The sequence below is a fragment of the Senegalimassilia anaerobia JC110 genome (genome assembly GCF_000236865.1).
GTDB classification, from domain to species: Bacteria; Actinomycetota; Coriobacteriia; order Coriobacteriales; family Eggerthellaceae; genus Senegalimassilia; species Senegalimassilia anaerobia.
Genome location: NZ_HE611015.1, coordinates 397237 through 413214 on the forward strand (window position 1 = coordinate 397237; position 15978 = coordinate 413214).

At 66.2% G+C, this 15978-nt stretch carries 15 protein-coding genes; 1 reads left to right on the top strand and 14 read right to left on the bottom strand.

Features of this window, described 5'->3' with window-relative positions; translation table 11 throughout:
• Positions 1–86 precede the first annotated feature (86 nt).
• From smc to SFHG_RS05080, 11 genes are all read right to left on the bottom strand, one after another.
• The gene (gene smc / locus SFHG_RS05030) at positions 87–3656 is read right to left on the bottom strand and encodes a chromosome segregation protein SMC (RefSeq protein ID WP_042434511.1); all 3570 of its coding nucleotides are present in this window, start codon (positions 3654–3656) and stop codon (positions 87–89) included.
• A 3-nt stretch (positions 3657–3659) separates the two neighbouring features.
• A complete protein-coding gene (gene rnc, locus SFHG_RS05035) occupies positions 3660–4505 on the bottom strand; it encodes a ribonuclease III (protein WP_042434513.1) in 846 nt (281 codons plus the stop codon).
• Between the two features lie 77 nt (positions 4506–4582).
• Positions 4583–5596: a phosphate acyltransferase PlsX gene (gene plsX / locus SFHG_RS05040; RefSeq protein ID WP_042434515.1), complete on the bottom strand. Its 1014-nt coding sequence runs from the start codon at positions 5594–5596 to the stop codon at positions 4583–4585.
• Between the two features lie 125 nt (positions 5597–5721).
• Entirely contained in the window at positions 5722–5901 is a 180-nt protein-coding gene (rpmF, locus tag SFHG_RS05045; RefSeq protein ID WP_042434518.1) for a 50S ribosomal protein L32, read from the bottom strand.
• Positions 5902–6054: 153 nt separating this feature from the next.
• Positions 6055–6615, bottom strand: a complete 561-nt coding sequence (locus SFHG_RS05050) for a YceD family protein (protein WP_042434521.1) — start codon at positions 6613–6615, stop codon at positions 6055–6057.
• Positions 6615–7091, bottom strand: coding sequence for an ATP synthase subunit B family protein (locus tag SFHG_RS05055; protein ID WP_042434524.1), 477 nt, complete (start codon positions 7089–7091; stop codon positions 6615–6617). Before SFHG_RS05055 ends, SFHG_RS05050 begins: the two co-directional genes overlap by 1 nt.
• 299 nt (positions 7092–7390) lie before the next feature.
• Positions 7391–7876 (bottom strand): pantetheine-phosphate adenylyltransferase, encoded by a 486-nt coding sequence (gene coaD, locus SFHG_RS05060; RefSeq protein ID WP_042434527.1) that lies wholly within the window; start codon positions 7874–7876, stop codon positions 7391–7393.
• Positions 7877–7890: 14 nt separating this feature from the next.
• Entirely contained in the window at positions 7891–8490 is a 600-nt protein-coding gene (gene rsmD / locus SFHG_RS05065) for a 16S rRNA (guanine(966)-N(2))-methyltransferase RsmD (RefSeq protein ID WP_042434530.1), read from the bottom strand.
• 54 nt (positions 8491–8544) lie between these two features.
• Positions 8545–10716, bottom strand: a complete 2172-nt coding sequence (recG, locus tag SFHG_RS05070) for an ATP-dependent DNA helicase RecG (protein WP_042434533.1) — start codon at positions 10714–10716, stop codon at positions 8545–8547.
• A gap of 9 nt (positions 10717–10725) precedes the next feature.
• A complete protein-coding gene (locus tag SFHG_RS05075; protein ID WP_042434536.1) occupies positions 10726–12357 on the bottom strand; it encodes a DAK2 domain-containing protein in 1632 nt (543 codons plus the stop codon).
• A gap of 50 nt (positions 12358–12407) precedes the next feature.
• Positions 12408–12755 carry an Asp23/Gls24 family envelope stress response protein gene (locus SFHG_RS05080; RefSeq protein ID WP_042434539.1) on the bottom strand — a complete coding sequence of 116 codons (348 nt, stop codon included), beginning with the start codon at positions 12753–12755 and terminating at the stop codon, positions 12408–12410.
• A 217-nt stretch (positions 12756–12972) separates the two neighbouring features.
• Between SFHG_RS05080 and rpmB the strand changes: the two genes are divergently transcribed.
• Complete coding sequence (rpmB, locus tag SFHG_RS05085; RefSeq protein WP_042434542.1) at positions 12973–13164, top strand: 50S ribosomal protein L28; 192 nt, start codon at positions 12973–12975, stop codon at positions 13162–13164.
• 88 nt (positions 13165–13252) lie between these two features.
• On the opposite strand, the gene SFHG_RS05090 is transcribed toward rpmB, so the two are convergent.
• The 3 genes from SFHG_RS05090 to SFHG_RS05100 all read right to left on the bottom strand — a co-directional run bounded on the left by SFHG_RS05090 (position 13253) and on the right by SFHG_RS05100 (position 15877).
• Positions 13253–13978 (bottom strand): zinc ribbon domain-containing protein, encoded by a 726-nt coding sequence (locus tag SFHG_RS05090; RefSeq protein WP_042434545.1) that lies wholly within the window; start codon positions 13976–13978, stop codon positions 13253–13255.
• 65 nt (positions 13979–14043) lie between these two features.
• Entirely contained in the window at positions 14044–14964 is a 921-nt protein-coding gene (locus SFHG_RS05095) for a Nif3-like dinuclear metal center hexameric protein (protein WP_081468969.1), read from the bottom strand.
• A 100-nt stretch (positions 14965–15064) separates the two neighbouring features.
• The gene (locus SFHG_RS05100) at positions 15065–15877 is read right to left on the bottom strand and encodes a histidinol-phosphatase HisJ family protein (protein ID WP_042434549.1); all 813 of its coding nucleotides are present in this window, start codon (positions 15875–15877) and stop codon (positions 15065–15067) included.
• Between the last annotated feature and the right edge of the window lie 101 nt (positions 15878–15978).

Sequence of the window (15978 nt, forward strand, 5' to 3'; positions counted from 1 at the left end):
GCAACCGGGATTTCCCGTATACCCGCAAACCCGCTCACACCAGAACCCGCAACGTAGCATAGAAAGCGGCCGGCTGGCCGCTTCCCCTATTCCGCGTACTTCAGGGCGTGATCGAGCTTCTGGCTGATCACCTTGGTGACGCCGTCGGATTGCATGGACACGCCGAACAGCACGTCGGACATTTCCATGGTGCGCCGCTGGTGCGTGATCATGATGAGCTGCGTGTCGTTGCGGATGGACTGCAGATACGCCGTGAGCCTGCGCAGGTTGCTGTCGTCGAGCGCCGCCTCAACCTCGTCGAGGATGTAGAACGGCGCGCTGCGGATGCGGTAGACCGCGAACAGCAGCGCCAGCGCCGTGAGCGACTTCTCGCCGCCGGACATGAGCATCATCTTCGTGATGCGCTTGCCCGCCGGCTGCGCGCTGACCTCCACGCCGGTGTTCTCCAGGTCGTCGGGGTCGGTGAGGATGAGTTCGGCCGAGCCGCCCGGGAACAAGGTGGCGAAGATGCTGCGGAAGTTGTCGTTGACCGCATTGAACGTGCTCACGAAATCGTCTTTCATGCGCGCATCGATGACGCGGACGATCTTGGCAAGGCTGCGGCGCGCGCCGTCGAGGTCTGCCAGCTGGGCCGCCAGATAATCGTAGCGGCTGCGCAGCTGCTCGTACTCCTGGGCGGCATCGGGGTTGATGGCGCCCATGTTGGCGATGCGGCGACGCAGCTTGAACGCGTTCTCCTCGGCGGCGCCGCGGTCGTCAAGCTCGGGCAACGCGAGCGCCGTCTCAAGCGGCACGCCCATATCCTGCACGATGGAGTTGACGGCAGCGTCGACGCGCACCTCCAGCCTGCCCTTCTCCACACGGGCGGCCGACAGGCGCGCGTTGACGTCGTCGTAGGCGTCATGGGCGGCCTTGGCCTGCTCGCGCGCGGCGGTGACCTGCGCATGCAGCCCGGCAGAGGAATCTTGCGCCTGTTGGGCCCGCTGCTCAAGATCGTGCGTCCAGCGACGGGCGCTTGCGGTGAGCTCCTCGAACACCGCCAGAAGCGGCGCGATGCGGCGCTGCGCTACGATCTTGCGCGCCAGCTGGTTTTTCAGCTCGTCCTCGGCGGCGTCCACCGCGGCCACGTCGCGGCCGCGGGCATCCACGATTCGCGCGGTATAGGTATCGCGCTCGCGCAGCGTGGCAGCCGAGAGCTTGGCCTCCGAAAGGCCGTCGCGCAGCTGCGCCGCCTCCTTGCGAAGCGGCACCACCTTGGCTTCAAGCTCCTCGGTGCGCACGGCACGGGCTTGGGCCGCTTGCGCAAGCTCGGCCAGCAGCGCCTCAAGCTTGTCGACGTTGGGGCGCGCCTCGGCGACCGTCTTATCCGCCTGCTGGCGCTGGCGCTCCACATCGGCGAACTCGCGGCGCGTGGACGCGAGCGCATCGGCGGCGCGCTTTGCCTCGGCCGACGCCGCCTGCGCAGCGCCTCGGCGCTCGGCCAGCTGCTGGGAGAGCTGCAAGCTTTCGGCCTGAGCGGCGCGCAACGCCTCCTCGGCATGGCGCTCCGTCTGTTCGGCTTCCTTGTGCTGCTCGGATGCGACGCAAAGCGATGCGCGCAGCTCATCGAGCTGTCGCGCACGGGCCAAGGCGCCCTCGGCACCGGCGTCCACCGTTCCCACCGTGAGCTTGCCGCTGGGCCAGGCGATGCATCCATCGGCCGACACGAAGCGCACAGGGGCGACCGCGCCTTCCCGCACGCGGACGGCCTGAGCCTGACGCGCCGCTTCGAAGGTATCGCATATCACCACGTCGCCGAGCAGGGCCTCCACCGTGGGCGCGGCCTGCTCAGGGTATTCCAACATGTCCACAAGCGCCGTGCCGCCGCAGGCCTGCGCGGCTTGGCGCGCGGGGGCGCTGGAGCGCATGCCGCCGGCGGGAAGCAGCGACACCTGGCCGTCGCGGCCGCTTTCCAGCACGCTGCCCGCAAGGCCCGCCGCCGCATCGACCGAAGGGGCCATGAGCGCCTCGGCATCGCCGGAAAGCAGATGCTCGACAAGCGCCTCGAAGCCCTGCGGTGCACGCACGGCGCGGGCCAGCGGCTCGAGCCGTTGGCCGGATATGCGCGCATGCTCGATGAGCCATGCGCGGGCAGGCCCGGCTGCGGCCGATGCGCGCTCAACCTCCTCGAGCGCGGAAATGCGGCTTTCGAGCGAGGCGACCTGGCGATGAGCCTCGTCAAGCGCGGCACGGGCGGCATCGCGCTCCTTGATGGCGGCGGCGACGGCGCCGCGCGCCTGCGATTCGGCCTGCTGGGAAGCATCGAGCGAACGCTGAGCGGAAGCACGAGCGTCCTCGAGCTTTTGGGCCTGCTCCTCTGCCTGGCCGAGCGCCAGCTCGAGCTCCTTGGCGCGCCCCTCGACCAGCTTGGCGTGCGCCAAGCCGTTGGCCAGCGCCTCCTGCGTCTGGGATAAACGGCGCCGCGCATCCTCGGATGCGCGGTCATCGGCGCGGCCCTGGCGCTTGAGCTGATCGAGCTCGTCTTCCACGCTGCGACGGGCCTGGGCGTTCTCCCGACGGGAGGCATCCAGGCGTTCGACGGCGGCCTGCGCGGCAGCAAGATCGCGGCGCACCGCCTCAAGCTGCGCCGACGCCTGCTCGCGCTCGGCAACGGCCTCGGCGCGCTTGGCGCGGCCCGACTCCAGCTTCACGCGCACATCGGCCTCGAGGCCCTGTGCGCCGCGGCGCTTCTCATGCAACAGCAGCACGGCGCCGTCGAAGCGCTCGACGGCCGAAGATGCGCGCTGATAGCTGCGCGACAGGTCGCCCGCATTCTCGGTTTGCTTGCGGATCTGCTCCTGCAACGCCTCGGCGGCGGCTTCGGCCGTGGAGATGTCCTGATGACGGGCTTGAAGGTCTTCCACCAGCTGATGCTCGCCGGCGCACGCCGCATCCCAGCTTTGGCGCAGGCAGCGCAGGTCGTCCACGGCCAGCGCCAAGCTGACGTCGGTAAGCTGCCCGGAAAGCTCCTGGTAGGCGCGGGCCTTCTTCGCCTTGCGCTCGAGCGGGCCGAGCTGACGGCCCACCTCGCCCGCCACATCGCGCACACGGGCGAGCGTGGCGTCCATGGCGGCAAGCTTGCGTTCGCTTTTCGCCTTGCGCTGCTTGTGCTTGAGCACGCCGGCGGCCTCCTCGATGAGCGCGCGGCGGTCCTCGGGCTTGGATTGCAGGATGGAGTCCAGGCTGCCCTGGCCGATGATCGAATGCGTGCCGGTGCCCAAACCGGAATCGTGCAGGATGTCGAGCACGTCCATGCGGCGCGCGACGCTGCCGTTGATGAGATACTCGCTTTCGCCGCTTCGATACATGCGGCGCGTGATGGAAACCTCGTCGAAGTCGACCGGCAGCTTGCCGTCGGAGTTGTCGAGCACCAGCTCAACCTCGGCAAGGCCCGTGGCCTTTCGGGCCGACGAGCCTGCGAAGATGACGTCTTCCATAGCCTGACCACGCAAGTGCTTGGCGTTGCGCTCGCCAAGCACCCACAGCACGGCATCGGAGATATTGGATTTGCCGGAGCCGTTCGGGCCCACCACGGCGGTGATGCCCGGCTCCAAGGAAAGCGCGCTTCTGTCGGCGAACGACTTGAAGCCCTTGAGCACGAGCGACTTCAAGTACATGCGCTAGCCCTGTTTCATGCTCTTATGCAGCTCGCGCTCATGCTTCTTGCGCGCCTTCTCCTCGGCACGGGCCGCAGCCTTGTCGGCCTTGGCCTGCTTGGCCGCGGCGGCCTTCTCGGCGCGGGCCTGCTCGTCCATGCCCAAACCGAAAAACTCGCCGAGACGCGACAGCGTGGATTTCGCCGCCTGGCTTTCCGCTTCCTTCTTCGTACGGCCCGTTCCGCGCGCCAGGCCCTGATTGCCTGCGAACACCTGGGCCACGAAGGTGCGGTCATGCGGCGGGCCCTGCGTTTCCACCAGCTTATAGGTGGGCGTGATGCCGTCTTCCTGCAGGCGCTCCTGCAGCGCGCTTTTAGGGTTTTCCGGCTCGAGCGCCATGTCCTCGGACATGCGAGGGATAAGCGTGCGGTAGATGAAATCGCGCGCCGCCTCCACGCCGCCGTCCAGGTACAACGCGGCCACCACGGCCTCGTAGACGTTTTCGAGCGCCGAGTGCAGGCCGCGCTTGCCCGTGCCCGTCTCCGAGGAGCCGAACACGATGATGTCGGCGAAACCAAGGCCCGACGCCACATCGGACAGGCTTGCGCCCGACACGAGCGCCACCTTGATGCGCGTCAAGCCGCCTTCGTCGAGCTCATGGAAGCGCTCGAAGGCGACGTCGGCGACGATGGCGCCCAAGATGGAGTCGCCCAGAAACTCCAGGCGCTCGTAGGAATACTTCACCGCACGGCCTTCGGTGGCCGATGGATGCGTAATGGCGGACAAAATGAGCTGCTTGTTGGAAAACGAGTAGCCCAGCACCTCCTCCGCCCTTTGCAGTTTTGAGGCTTGTTCTTCTGTAAAGGTCATGCAACCTCCGAAACCGATATGAATGAGAATCGATGATGATACGACCATACCGCATAGAGCGGCTGGTCCACATAGTGTTACTTGATTGTATCCGAGCCGTTTCCGGCCTGGGCCATGTGCTGAATTATTTCAGAAACGCCCTGACGCACCACGCGCGCCGTGGTGAGCACGCCGTTTTCAATGGCCACCGCGCCCGAGCTTCCGTGCCCGACGATACAGGCACCCTTCACGCCGAGCAGCGGGGCGCCACCGTAGGTATCGGGCGACACCTGGCTTTTCAAGCCCTTCAGGCCGTCTTTGACGCACAGGGCGCCGATCTTGCCCTTCGTAGTGGACATCATGGCGTCCTTGATGGCGCCGAACAGCACCTTCGAAGCGCCCTCGATGGTCTTCAGGCATACGTTGCCGGTGAACCCATCGGTGACCACCACTTCGTACTGCGCACCCAGCACATCGCGCCCCTCGCAGTTCCCGGCGAAATTGGTCAGGCGTTTGGCCATGAGCTGGTGGGCCTCCTGGGCAAGCGCGTTGCCCTTGGTGTCCTCCTCGCCGATGTTGAGAAGCGCGGCCTTGGGCGACTCGTAGCCTAAGATCTTCTGCGCGTACACGCTGCCCATCTGGGCGAACTGCACCAGGTACTCGGGCTTGCAATCGGCGTTGGCGCCGACGTCGCACAGCACGATGGGGCGGACGGGGCTGGGCACAACCGTTGCCAGGCACGGGCGCGAGATGCCCTTGATGCGGCCCATGACCAGCGTTGCAGCGGCCAGGCAGGCGCCCGTGGAACCGGCGGAGAAGAAACCTTGGGCCTGGCCATCCTTGACCAAACGGCAGCCCACCACGATGGAGCTGTCCTTCTTCTTGCGCACGGCCTGCGCGGGATGCTCGGCCATATCGATGACCTCGGCGGCAACCTGCGCACGACAGCGGGCATGCTGCGCGGCGAACGGCTCGACCACGTCGGCGGGGCCGCACAAGATGACGGTAAGGCCCTCATCGGCGGCAAGCGCCGCCGCCACGCCTTCGAGCACGACCTCGGGGGCGTTGTCGCCGCCCATGGCATCCACTGCGATGGTGACGTTGTCTGTCATGTTGACACCCTTTCCCTAGCAGGCGTTGCGCGCCGAGCGGACGGCGCTGCTAAACGCAAGAAAGCCTCTCTGCGCCAATGGCGCCGCAGAGAGGCTTCAAGTTGCAATTGCACGCTGTGACGGCGTTACTCCGTCTCGATGACCTCGCGGTTCTTGTAGAAGCCGCAGTTCGGGCACACGCGGTGGGGAAGCTTAGCCTCGCCGCACTGCGGGCACACGGAACGGGAAGGGGCTGCGATCTTGTCGTTAGCGCTACGACGTGCATGAGTGCGGGCGCGGCCCATTTTTTGCTTAGGTACTGCCATGATCTATCTCCTTGCTTTATGTCGGGCGCGCGTGGCGCTCGCTCGTTCGCTTGGTAAACACGCGAAGCGATATACTACCAAAGTGTTCCTGTGCATGCAAGTGCCTGTTCGCCAGGCGCACACAAACCCATGCAGGTTCCATAATCCGGGCAGCTACTCGCCCAGATCAAGGTCCTTCAACGCGGCGAAGGGGCTGACGCGACCGTCGGACATGCGCGGCAGGCCGTCATCGGGCTGAGCGGAGCATGCGCACGGCCCCTCATTGAGGTTGGCGCCGCACTGCGCGCACAAACCAGCGCAGTCCTCTCGGCACAGAGGCACGAGCGGAGCCTCAACCAGAAGCGCGGCGATGATGAGCGGCTCCAAATCGAGGATCTTGTCAGCGCCGAGCACCTCGAACTCGTCGTCGTCCATGTCCTCAGGAGCCGGACCGTCCTCGGAGAGCAGGAAGTAGCCTTCCACTTCCCCGTTGAGGTCCACCTGGAAGTCATCTAGGCAGCGCGCGCACGCGACCGTTGCCGTGCCGCGGGCGCTGCCCATGACCAGAAGCGCGTCTCCGGTGTTGGTGACGGTGACGTTCCAGTCAACGGGCTGCGAGAACGTATAGGTATCGGGGCCCGCCTCAAGCGTCCCTAAGGCAAGCTGCCCTGCAAAAGAGGAGCTCTCCGTGGTAACGAAGAGCTCCGGCGGGACCTCGAACTTCACGGCATCCATTATTGGCGACCCTGCGCCATGGCGTTGGCGTTGAGGCGATCGCGGCAACGGCGCACGTTGTTGAGCAGCGTATCAAGGCTTTGCTCGACGTGGCCGAACACCTCGTCTGCGTAATCTTCCGCACCGGCGCGCGTCTGGCGCTCGAGCTCGCGCGCATCGGCGACCAGCTGGTCGGCCTGCTGCTGGGAGATGCGCACGATCTCCTGCTCGGAGGCGATGGTCATCGCCTGGCTGCGCGCATCCTCGATCATGCGGTTGGCCTCGGCCTCGGCATCATCGAGCAGGCTTTGACGCTCGCGCACGATCTGGCGCGACTGCGAGAACTCGCTGGGGAACGTGTCGCGGATCTCATCCATGATCTCGAAAGCTGCAGCGATATCCACCTGGCGCAGGTTGCCCTTGCCGAACACCGGCTTAGAGTCCTCAAGCAGAATCGAGAGCTCTTCCAAAAGCCCCAGAACCCCTGTTTCGTCCATGATGATCCTTCCACCCAGGCTTGCTGCGTTTGAAAACTGCGTTTAGGCACACGGGCATAAGGCCACGCATGCAGATAAGCATAATAGCATGCCGCCCGCCGCTTGCGCCTGAAGAACAAAGCATGCACATACGATGCGCCCCGCCCAAGCACGGGCGGGGCGCATCCAACCTGCACAAGCGCGCGACGGAGGCAAGCATATCGCCTACCCGAATCCGGACGGGCGGCAACGCCCCTACGCGGGACGGCGCCACGGCAGATCTTCGCCCGCCGGCGAAAGAGCCGGCAGAGGCATCCGCTCTACTGCAGGTTCGCGTACTTCTTCTTGAGCGCCTCGTAGACGCACGGGGGCACGAACTGCTGGATATCCCCGCCCATCTTCGAGATCTCGCGCACGATGGAGCTGGACAGGTACATGTACTGCGGCGGGGACATGATGAACAGCGTTTCGAGCTGCGGGGAGAGCTGGTAGTTCATGGCCGTCATCTGGAACTCGTACTCGAAGTCGGTGATGGCTCGCAGGCCCTTGACCACCACAGTGGCGTCAAGCTCCTTGGCGAAATCGACGAGCAGGCCCTTGAAGGGCTCCACGCGCACGTTGGACAGATGCGCGGTGGCCTGACGGACCAGCTCGACGCGCTCCTCGAGCGTGAACAGAGGGCCTTTCTTCTGGGAATCGGCGACGGCGACCACCACCTCGTCCACCAGTTGGGAGGCGCGGGCGATGACGTCGAGATGCCCCGAGGTGATGGGGTCGAACGTACCGGGGGTCAATGCGCGTTTCATGACGCTGCTCCTTCTTAGTCGTTATCGGACGCGGCGCGCTCGCCGGCGCGCAGCACGTCCACGGTAGTATCGCCGTACTTCTTGCGGGATGCAAGCTCGAAGCCCAGCTCGGCGGCGGCCAGGGCGGACGCATCGTTGCCGGCAAGCGAATGCTCGTAGACCACGATGGCGTCGGGGGCGGCCACGCCGCGCTCCACCAAACCCGCCGCCATGCCCAGCACCGCCATGGCGTCGTAGGCATAGGGCGGATCCAGGAAGATCAGGTCGAACGGCGGGCGGGCGAACTGCGGGGCGCGCTCGATGACGTCGGCGCGCGTGACGGTGGCACGCGCCGGCTCGAGGCCCAGATTCGCCACGTTTCTCTGCACGACCTTCGCCGCCTCGGGGGCGCACTCGTAGAATACCGCGCGAGCTGCGCCGCGCGACAGGGCCTCCAGGCCGAGCGCGCCCGACCCGGCGAACGCGTCGAGCACCACGGCGTCCTCGAAGCCGCCGCGCTGGCTGAACACGGCGCTCATGAGCGACTCGCGCACGCGGTCGGTGGTGGGGCGGGTGCCGTCGCCCTTCGGTGCGGCCAGCGTTCGACCGCGGAACTGACCTGCGATGATCCTCATACCTACCTCTTTCTGGAACCGCGCCGTCGTAGGGCGCGGTTCGAAACGTATCGGCTATCTTGCGGGCGCCTGCTCGGGAAACGTGCGGCGGAGCTCGAACGCGAGCGCCTGATGATCGGGCTCGACAAGCCCGGGGTCGGCCGCCATGATGGCGGCGGCATCGGCGTGCGCGGCCTGGATGACCCGCTCGTCGCGCACGACGTTGACGAGCTTCAGCGCGCTCGCCCCGCTTTGCCGGTTACCCAGGATGTCGCCCTCGCGGCGAAGCGACAAGTCGTATTTCGCCAGCTCGAAACCGTCATCGGTGCGCTCCATGGCGGCAAGGCGCGCCAGGGACTGCTCGGATTTCGAGGTGGAGACCAAAAACACCTGCGCCGGCTTCTCGCCGCGGCCCACGCGCCCGCGCAGCTGATGGAGCTGCGAGAGCCCGAAACGGTCGGCGTCCATGACGATCATGACCGTGGCGTTGGGCACGTCCACGCCCACCTCGATGACGGTGGTCGCCACGAGCACCTGCGTCTCGTTGTCGCGGAACCGGCCCATGACGGCGTCCTTGTCGGCGGGCTTCATACGCCCGTGCAGCAACTCCACATGCCAATCGACGAACACCGTCTGCTGCAGGTAGGACGCCTCCTTGGTTGCCGCGGTGACGTTATCGCCGGCGAAATCGGCGTCCGACTCGATGCTGATGGACGCGAACTCGTAGGCCTCCTCGTCGGCTTCCCTACCCCGGCCGCCGGCCCGCTTGTCGCGCGCTTCGGCATCCTGCCCGATAAGGGGGCAGACCACGTACACCTGCTCGCCGCGCGCAAGCGCCTCGCGCGCCGCATCGTATGCCCTGCCCTGGTCGGCCTTCGACACGACGTGCGTGGTGCGGCGGGCAGAGTCGTTGGGGCGGTGCTTGATGTAGGACAGCGTCATATCGCCGAACACGGCGAGCGCGAGCGTGCGGGGAATGGGCGTGGCGGTTAGGTAAAGCGCATCGGGGGCCTTGCCCTTGGAGAGCAGCACCGCGCGCTGCTCCACGCCGAAGCGCTGCTGCTCGTCGATGACCGCGAGCGTGAGGCGCTTGAAGCGCACGTCGGGCTCGAGCAGGGCGTGCGTGCCGATGAGCACGCAGATGCCGCCATCGGCGGCTCCTTCGAGCAGACGGGCGCGCTCGTCATCGGGCGTGGAGCCGGTGAGCAGGCCCCAGGTGACGCCCACTTCATCGAACCACTTCCCCAGCGACGCGGCATGCTGGCGCGCAAGCACCTCGGTGGGCGCCATGAGCGCCGCCTGGGCGCCCGTGTCTGCCACCGCGGCAAGGGCGAAGCCCGCGACGGCGGTTTTGCCCGTGCCCACGTCGCCGAGCAGCATGTGGTTGGCCGCCTCGGGCGCCGCCATGCGCTCGAGGATATCCGCACGAGCCTGCTGCTGTTCCTCGGTAAGGGTGAACGGCATGACACAGTCGAGCGCCGCCGAGCACGGGCCATCCACCACATGCGCCGTCGGCTGCGCGCCGGCGGCGCGCTGCGCGGCCTGCGACATGAGCGCGAGTTCGAGCAGCAGCAGCTCCTCGTACACCAGGCGGCGGCGCGCTTCGGCGACCTCTTCCATGGTATGCGGGAAATGGATGCACGACAGCGCGGCGCCGCGGGCCATGAGCCGATACCGCACGCGCAGATCGAGCGGCAGCGGATCGTAGCAGCCTTGCACGGCATCGAGCGCGTTTCCCACCAAACGGCGCATCCACGCGGCCGAGATCTTCTCGCATGCGGGATGCACGGGGATGATCATGCCCTCGGCCATCTGGCCGTCGCCGAGCTGCTCGATATAGGGGTTCACCATGCGCTTGAAGCCGTAGTCGAACTCCACCTTGCCTGCAACGGCGATGCCCATGCCGGGTTTGAGCTGGTCTTTCAGCCAAGGCTGACGAAAGCATGTGACCATGAGCACGCCGGTTGCGTCCACCACCGCGATCTCGACGAGCGTGAGGTTGGGGCGCGGGCGCTTGAGCTTGACCTCGTGGACCGACCCCTGGATAGTGCACGACCCGCCGATGCGCGCGCCGGCAACGGTCTCGCGCTTCGACAGGTCTATGTAGCGTCGGGGAAAGTGCGTGAGCAGGTCGCGGACCGTGCGCACGCCCAAACCCGCAAGCGCCTGCGCGCGAGCCGGGCTGACCAGCTTCACGCGCGACGCGGGTTCATCTAAGGCTAATGTTGCTGCGAGCCTATCGGCCACGTTGCCGCCCTACTCCACGGAGAAGACGATGGGATACAGGGGCTGATCGCCGCGGTGCGCGTCGATCTCCAGATCCTCGTAGGCTTGCTCGATGCGCTCCTGCAGCGCCTGGAAGTCCTCGTCGGAGAGATCCTCGCCGGCGAGCAGCGTGCAGGTGTCGCAATCGTCGGCCTCCATGTGCTCGAGCAGGCCCATGACGACGTCGGAAACGCTGTGGCCCACAGCATGGATGGCGCCGTCGGCGATGCCGATGACGTCGCCGTCGGCGATGGCGTTGCCCTCGGCGTCCTTGGAATCCTTGATGGCGGTGGTGACCTCGCCGGTCTTGACGTCGGCGAACGCCTCGGTCATGGCCTCGACGTTATCCTCGAGGGATGCCTCGCCGTCCACGCCGAACATGGCGGCGAAGGCCTGCGGCACGGACTTGGTGGGCACGACGCCCGCCGGGATGTCGGACAGCTCGCAGGCGGACTGGGCGGCCATGATGATGTTCTTGTTGTTCGGAAGGAAGATAACCGCGTCGGCGTTGACCTTGGCGGCGGCATCGAGCAGGTCCTTCGTGGAGGGGTTCATGGTCTGACCGCCGGAGACGACGACGTCGACGCCGAGCGACTCCAAGATCTTGGCGTTGCCCTTGCCGGCGGCGACGGCCACGAACCCGAGCGGCTTGCGCTCGGCGTGCTGCTCGGCCTCGAGCTTCTCGGTGCGCTCCTCGGACTGCAGCTTCATGTTGTGGATGAACACCTCGGAAATCTGGCCGCGCTCGAGGAAGTACGCCAGCACCTTGTCGGGCGTGTTGGAGTGAACGTGCACCTTGAACTTCGGCGTCTCGCCCACGCACAGCTCGCAGTCGCCCATGGTTGCCAGGAAGTCCAGCGCCTCGGCCTTGTCGAGCACGTCGGAATCCACCAGGAACTCGTTGCAGTAGGTGAACTCGCTGCCCTCCCAGTCGTTGATCTGCTCGATCTCGACCTTCGGAGCGGCGTCGCGCGCAAAGGCCAGCTCGTCGACGAGCGGGCCCTCCTTGCCCGTGAGGGCGGCCACGAAGCCGTCGATGAGGATGGCAAGGCCGTAGCCACCGGAGTCCACCACGCCGTTCTCCTTCAGCACGGGAAGCAGCTCGGGCGTGCGCTGCACGCTGGCATACGCCTGCTCGACGACGTGGGACAGCGCCTCATCGGCCGACATCTTCTTCTTGCGGGCATACTTGGCGGCGGCAGCGGAGTCCTTCAGCACGGTGAGGATGGTGCCCTCGACGGGCTTGCGCACCGCGTGGAACGCCACGTCCTGGGCCTTTGCCAGGGCGGACTCGATGGACTCGGCGCTAACGGCGTCGAAGCCGTTGGAGCCTTCGCACAGACCGCGCAGGATCTGCGAGGTGATGACGCCGGAGTTGCCGCGCGCGCCCATGAGCGCGCCGGTGGTGATGGCCTTGCGGATCTCGGCGGCGGAAGCGCCGATGGGCAGCTTGGCCAGGCTTGCAACGACGGATTCCAACGTCAGCGACATGTTCGTGCCGGTGTCGCCATCGGGCACGGGGAAGACGTTGAGACGGTTGACCTCGTCTTTGCGCGCGCTGAGGTTTTTGCTGGCGGCCGCGATTGCGTTGACCAGGTCGTTGCTGGTATAGGTACTAGACATTGATGGGATTCTCCTTCATTGGGGCAGGCGGCAAGGCGCTTGGGCGCGCGCTACTTGCGGACCTTCACGCCCTGCACATGCACTTCAACCCCGTCCAGCGGGACGCGCGCATACTCCTTCAAGACGAACGTGACCTGGTCGACCAGGTTCTGGGACACCGTGTTGATATTGGTGCCGTACTCGATGACGACGTACAGCGCCACGTGCACGCCGGCGTCGGTGGCGGTGACCGTCACGCCGCGGCGCAGGCGGCTGGCGGGCAGGATCTTGGCGATCCCGTCGGCAGCGGAAGGTGCGGCCATGCCGACGACGCCGTAGCACTCGAGCGCGGCGTTGCCGACCATGTCGGCCAGGACATCGTTGGCAACATGGAGGTTGCCGGGAATGGTATCGTTCATGGCGTTCCTTTCTGGCTCGCATATGCGGGCTCGAAACTTCTGCTGGCAGTATAGCGCATGCAATTGTGCAGACGGTATGCATGCATGGCGCATGCAAGGCATAAACACGAAATAATCTTGTGATGCTGCAAGTACGTGTGGTATAGTTGGAGGGCTTTTTGTGCAAGAGCGGCGTTCGCGCCGATACATGCAACCTAGGTACATGGAGTGATGAATAATGTCTAAAGTTTGCGAAATCTGCGGTAAGGGCCCCGTTGCCGGTCGTAACGTCAGCCATTCCCACCGCGTGACGAACCGTTGGTTCCGTCCCAACATCCAGAAGGTCACCATCAAGGACGCCAAGGGCCATGTCCGCAAGGCCAACGTCTGCACCAAGTGCATGAAGGCCGGCAAGGTCACCCGCGCGTAACACCTTCGCGGAATATCCCATAAGGGAAATCGAAGGCCCCTGCTCTGTGAGCGGGGGCCTTCTTACGTTCAGGGAGCGAAGCAGCACCCTAATGCGCCTGCAGGATGAGCAGGCGGCCGCAGTTGGGGCATGTGGCCACGTTGCCCTGGGAGCGCATGTCGACCACGCGCCCATGCTCGATGGGCGTGCGGCATGCGCCGCAGCGCTCCTCCACAAGCAGGGCCAAAGGCACGCCGGCGGTGGCTGCGGCCGTGCGCTCGTAGAGCTTCATGTCGTCGGCGGGCACGCGCCGAGCCATGGCCTTGCGTTTGGCCTGCATGTCGGCTATACGCTGCTTCAGCTCGCCGCCTTTCTGCGCAAACGCGGCGCCGGCATTGCGCTCAACGCCCTCGATCTGCTCCATGGCTGCGGCGATCTGGGCGCGCACCGCCTTGATCTTCTCCAGCTCGGCATCGACGGCGCGCATGTCCTCCTCGAGGGCATCCCGGCGCTCCTGAACGCCCGTCAGCTCCTTGGTGCGCGCATCGACGGTGCGGAAATCGCCTTGCGCCTGCTCGATCTCGTCCTGGATGCGGCGGGCCTTGCCGGCCAGGCCGTCATCCTCCTCGGTGATGCGCGCGAGCTTGTCCTCTGCCTTGGCCGCAAGCTTCTCCACCTGTTCCGCCTTGGCGGCGACGGCGCGCCTCTTCGCCATGGCATCGGCGACGGCCTTGCGCTCGGGCAGTTCCTGGAGCTGCTTCTCGGCGCGGATGATCTGCACATCGAGTTCCTGCATATGCAAAAACGCGGCCAAAACCTCGGAATCGATCCTCATGCGAATCCTTTTCGTTCGGGCGCCCCGCGTGCAGCCGCACCGCGGCGCGGGGCGCGGTTTGCAAGTTACACGCGCACTGCCTCGGGATAAGACCACCTGTCGCGCTGCGACACGACGGCGACCAGCTCATCGGGCACCCCCGCATCGCGCACGCTGGCGGCGAGCACGCCGCAAAACGGCAGCTCGGAGGTATCGTGCCCCAGGTCGATCACCGCCATGCCCGCCTGAGACAGGTCGAGCGCGTCATGGTATTTGACCTCGCCGGCAACAAGCACGTCAGCTCCGGCGGCAAGCGCGGCGCGGCCCGTGGGGCCCGCCGATCCCGTGCAGGTGACGACAGCCCGCACCGCACGGTCGAAGCTCCCCCACACGCGCGGTGCGCGGCCGAACACGCTGGTGCAACGCGCGGCAAGCTGGCCGAGCGTCATCTTCTCGGCGGGAGCGCACAGCTGGCCGTAGCCCTTCTCGACGCAGCCAGCCTTCGGCTCCACCACCCCGCGCAGCGACAGCCCCAGCATGCCGGGCAGCATGCGCTGAGCGCGGGCGGAAACGTCGAGGGCGGTATGGAAGTTCATGAGCGCAACGCCCCGCTGAATGGCGCGATACACCACGGCGCCGGAGTTCAGCGCCGGCGACGAAGCCGGCTGAAACGACGTGGGCGGCGTCAGATAAGCCGGGTGATGCGTGACGAGCACGTTCGCGCCCGCATCGGCTGCCGCATCGATGGCGCTCACCGTGGGGTCAAGCGCCACGGCAACCGCCCGCACCGGCGCCGCCGGATCGCCCACCAGAAGGCCCGTGCGATCCCACTCCTCGGCATCCGCTGCCGGAAACTCGGCCAGAAGCGCCTGTTCGAGCGCGCCCACCGAGAGCTGGAAGCTTTTGGTGCGCAAGCCGCCGACCTCCACGCGCAAAAGCTCAGGTTTGCCCTCGCCCTGCGTCGCCTTGTCCTTCGAGCCTTCGATCTTGATCTTCTTCGAAGCCATGTCCATCAAGTCCTTCCATGTGATGAGGCTTCCCTTGGAACGGCCCGGGCCGCATGCCCCGGCCGTATGCCCTGCCGCTTCGACAGGGACTTTGCCGCCTTTACTCTAGCGCAATCTGACGCCGGTCACCCGTTGAGGTGGGAACCGTAACGCAGCGGTAGCCCGCCTCGTACATGGCCGCGAGCCCGGGCATGAGGTTGCAGTCGACCACGGCCGGGTCATGCGCATCGGTGCCGATGGAACACGGAATGCCCGCGCGGCAGAACGTGCGCAGAAGGTCGGGCGCGGGGAACAGCTCGGCGCACGCGTACGTGAGGCCCGAGGTGTTCACCTCCACCATGCGGCCGCTCGATTGCACGGCCTCGGCCGCCTCATCGTAGAGCGGCTGGGGGTTGAAGCTGGGACGATAACCGAACTTCTTCACCAGATCGGGGTGCGCCATGCACGTGAAGGGCATGTCAGTGCAGCTGGCGGCCTGGCACCACACCTCGAAGTAGCGACGCCATACCGAATCGACGCCCACGTCGTGCCAGCGCGCCTCCTGAGCCGGGTCGTCGAAGGCCCATCCGTCAAGATAGTGCACGCTGCCGAGCACGTGGATGAAGTTGGAGAAATCGAACGCCGAGAAGTCGCGGTCCTCCTGCGCGCCGAGCCAGTCGATCTCGCAGCCGGGGATGACCTGCATCTCGGGATGAGCGGCGGCCGCGGCCGCGACGTCGATGAGATAATCAGGCAGGCGATCCCACGCCATGGAGACCACGTTGTCGGGATCCATGGCCGCCGACATGGGGTAATGCTCGGTGACGGCGATGGCGCCGAGCTTGGCGGCCTCGGCGGCGTCCACCAGCTCGGCAACGGTGCCGTGGCCGTGGCCGGTGTAGTTCGTATGCGTGTGCATGGTTACCAGTTCCATGCGGGCTCCTTTCATTATGCAAAACCTGCCGACGCGATGCGGCGGATGCTCGGGCCGGCAGGTTCGCCAAGCAGGGTGAAGCTTCCGCGACGGTCTCATGC

Bases quoted from the DNA above. Each gene is read 5' to 3' on its own strand.
- smc (WP_042434511.1), bottom strand. From the start codon at position 3,656: ATGTACTTGAAGTCGCTCGTGCTCAAGGGCTTCAAGTCGTTCGCCGAC.
- rnc (WP_042434513.1), bottom strand. From the start codon at position 4,505: ATGACCTTTACAGAAGAACAAGCCTCAAAACTGCAAAGGGCGGAGGAG.
- plsX (WP_042434515.1), bottom strand. From the start codon at position 5,596: ATGACAGACAACGTCACCATCGCAGTGGATGCCATGGGCGGCGACAAC.
- rpmF (WP_042434518.1), bottom strand. From the start codon at position 5,901: ATGGCAGTACCTAAGCAAAAAATGGGCCGCGCCCGCACTCATGCACGT.
- SFHG_RS05050 (WP_042434521.1), bottom strand. From the start codon at position 6,615: ATGGATGCCGTGAAGTTCGAGGTCCCGCCGGAGCTCTTCGTTACCACG.
- SFHG_RS05055 (WP_042434524.1), bottom strand. From the start codon at position 7,091: ATGGACGAAACAGGGGTTCTGGGGCTTTTGGAAGAGCTCTCGATTCTG.
- coaD (WP_042434527.1), bottom strand. From the start codon at position 7,876: ATGAAACGCGCATTGACCCCCGGTACGTTCGACCCCATCACCTCGGGG.
- rsmD (WP_042434530.1), bottom strand. From the start codon at position 8,490: ATGAGGATCATCGCAGGTCAGTTCCGCGGTCGAACGCTGGCCGCACCG.
- SFHG_RS05075 (WP_042434536.1), bottom strand. From the start codon at position 12,357: ATGTCTAGTACCTATACCAGCAACGACCTGGTCAACGCAATCGCGGCC.
- SFHG_RS05080 (WP_042434539.1), bottom strand. From the start codon at position 12,755: ATGAACGATACCATTCCCGGCAACCTCCATGTTGCCAACGATGTCCTG.
- rpmB (WP_042434542.1), top strand. From the start codon at position 12,973: ATGTCTAAAGTTTGCGAAATCTGCGGTAAGGGCCCCGTTGCCGGTCGT.
- SFHG_RS05090 (WP_042434545.1), bottom strand. From the start codon at position 13,978: ATGAGGATCGATTCCGAGGTTTTGGCCGCGTTTTTGCATATGCAGGAA.
- SFHG_RS05095 (WP_081468969.1), bottom strand. From the start codon at position 14,964: ATGGCTTCGAAGAAGATCAAGATCGAAGGCTCGAAGGACAAGGCGACG.
- SFHG_RS05100 (WP_042434549.1), bottom strand. From the start codon at position 15,877: ATGGAACTGGTAACCATGCACACGCATACGAACTACACCGGCCACGGC.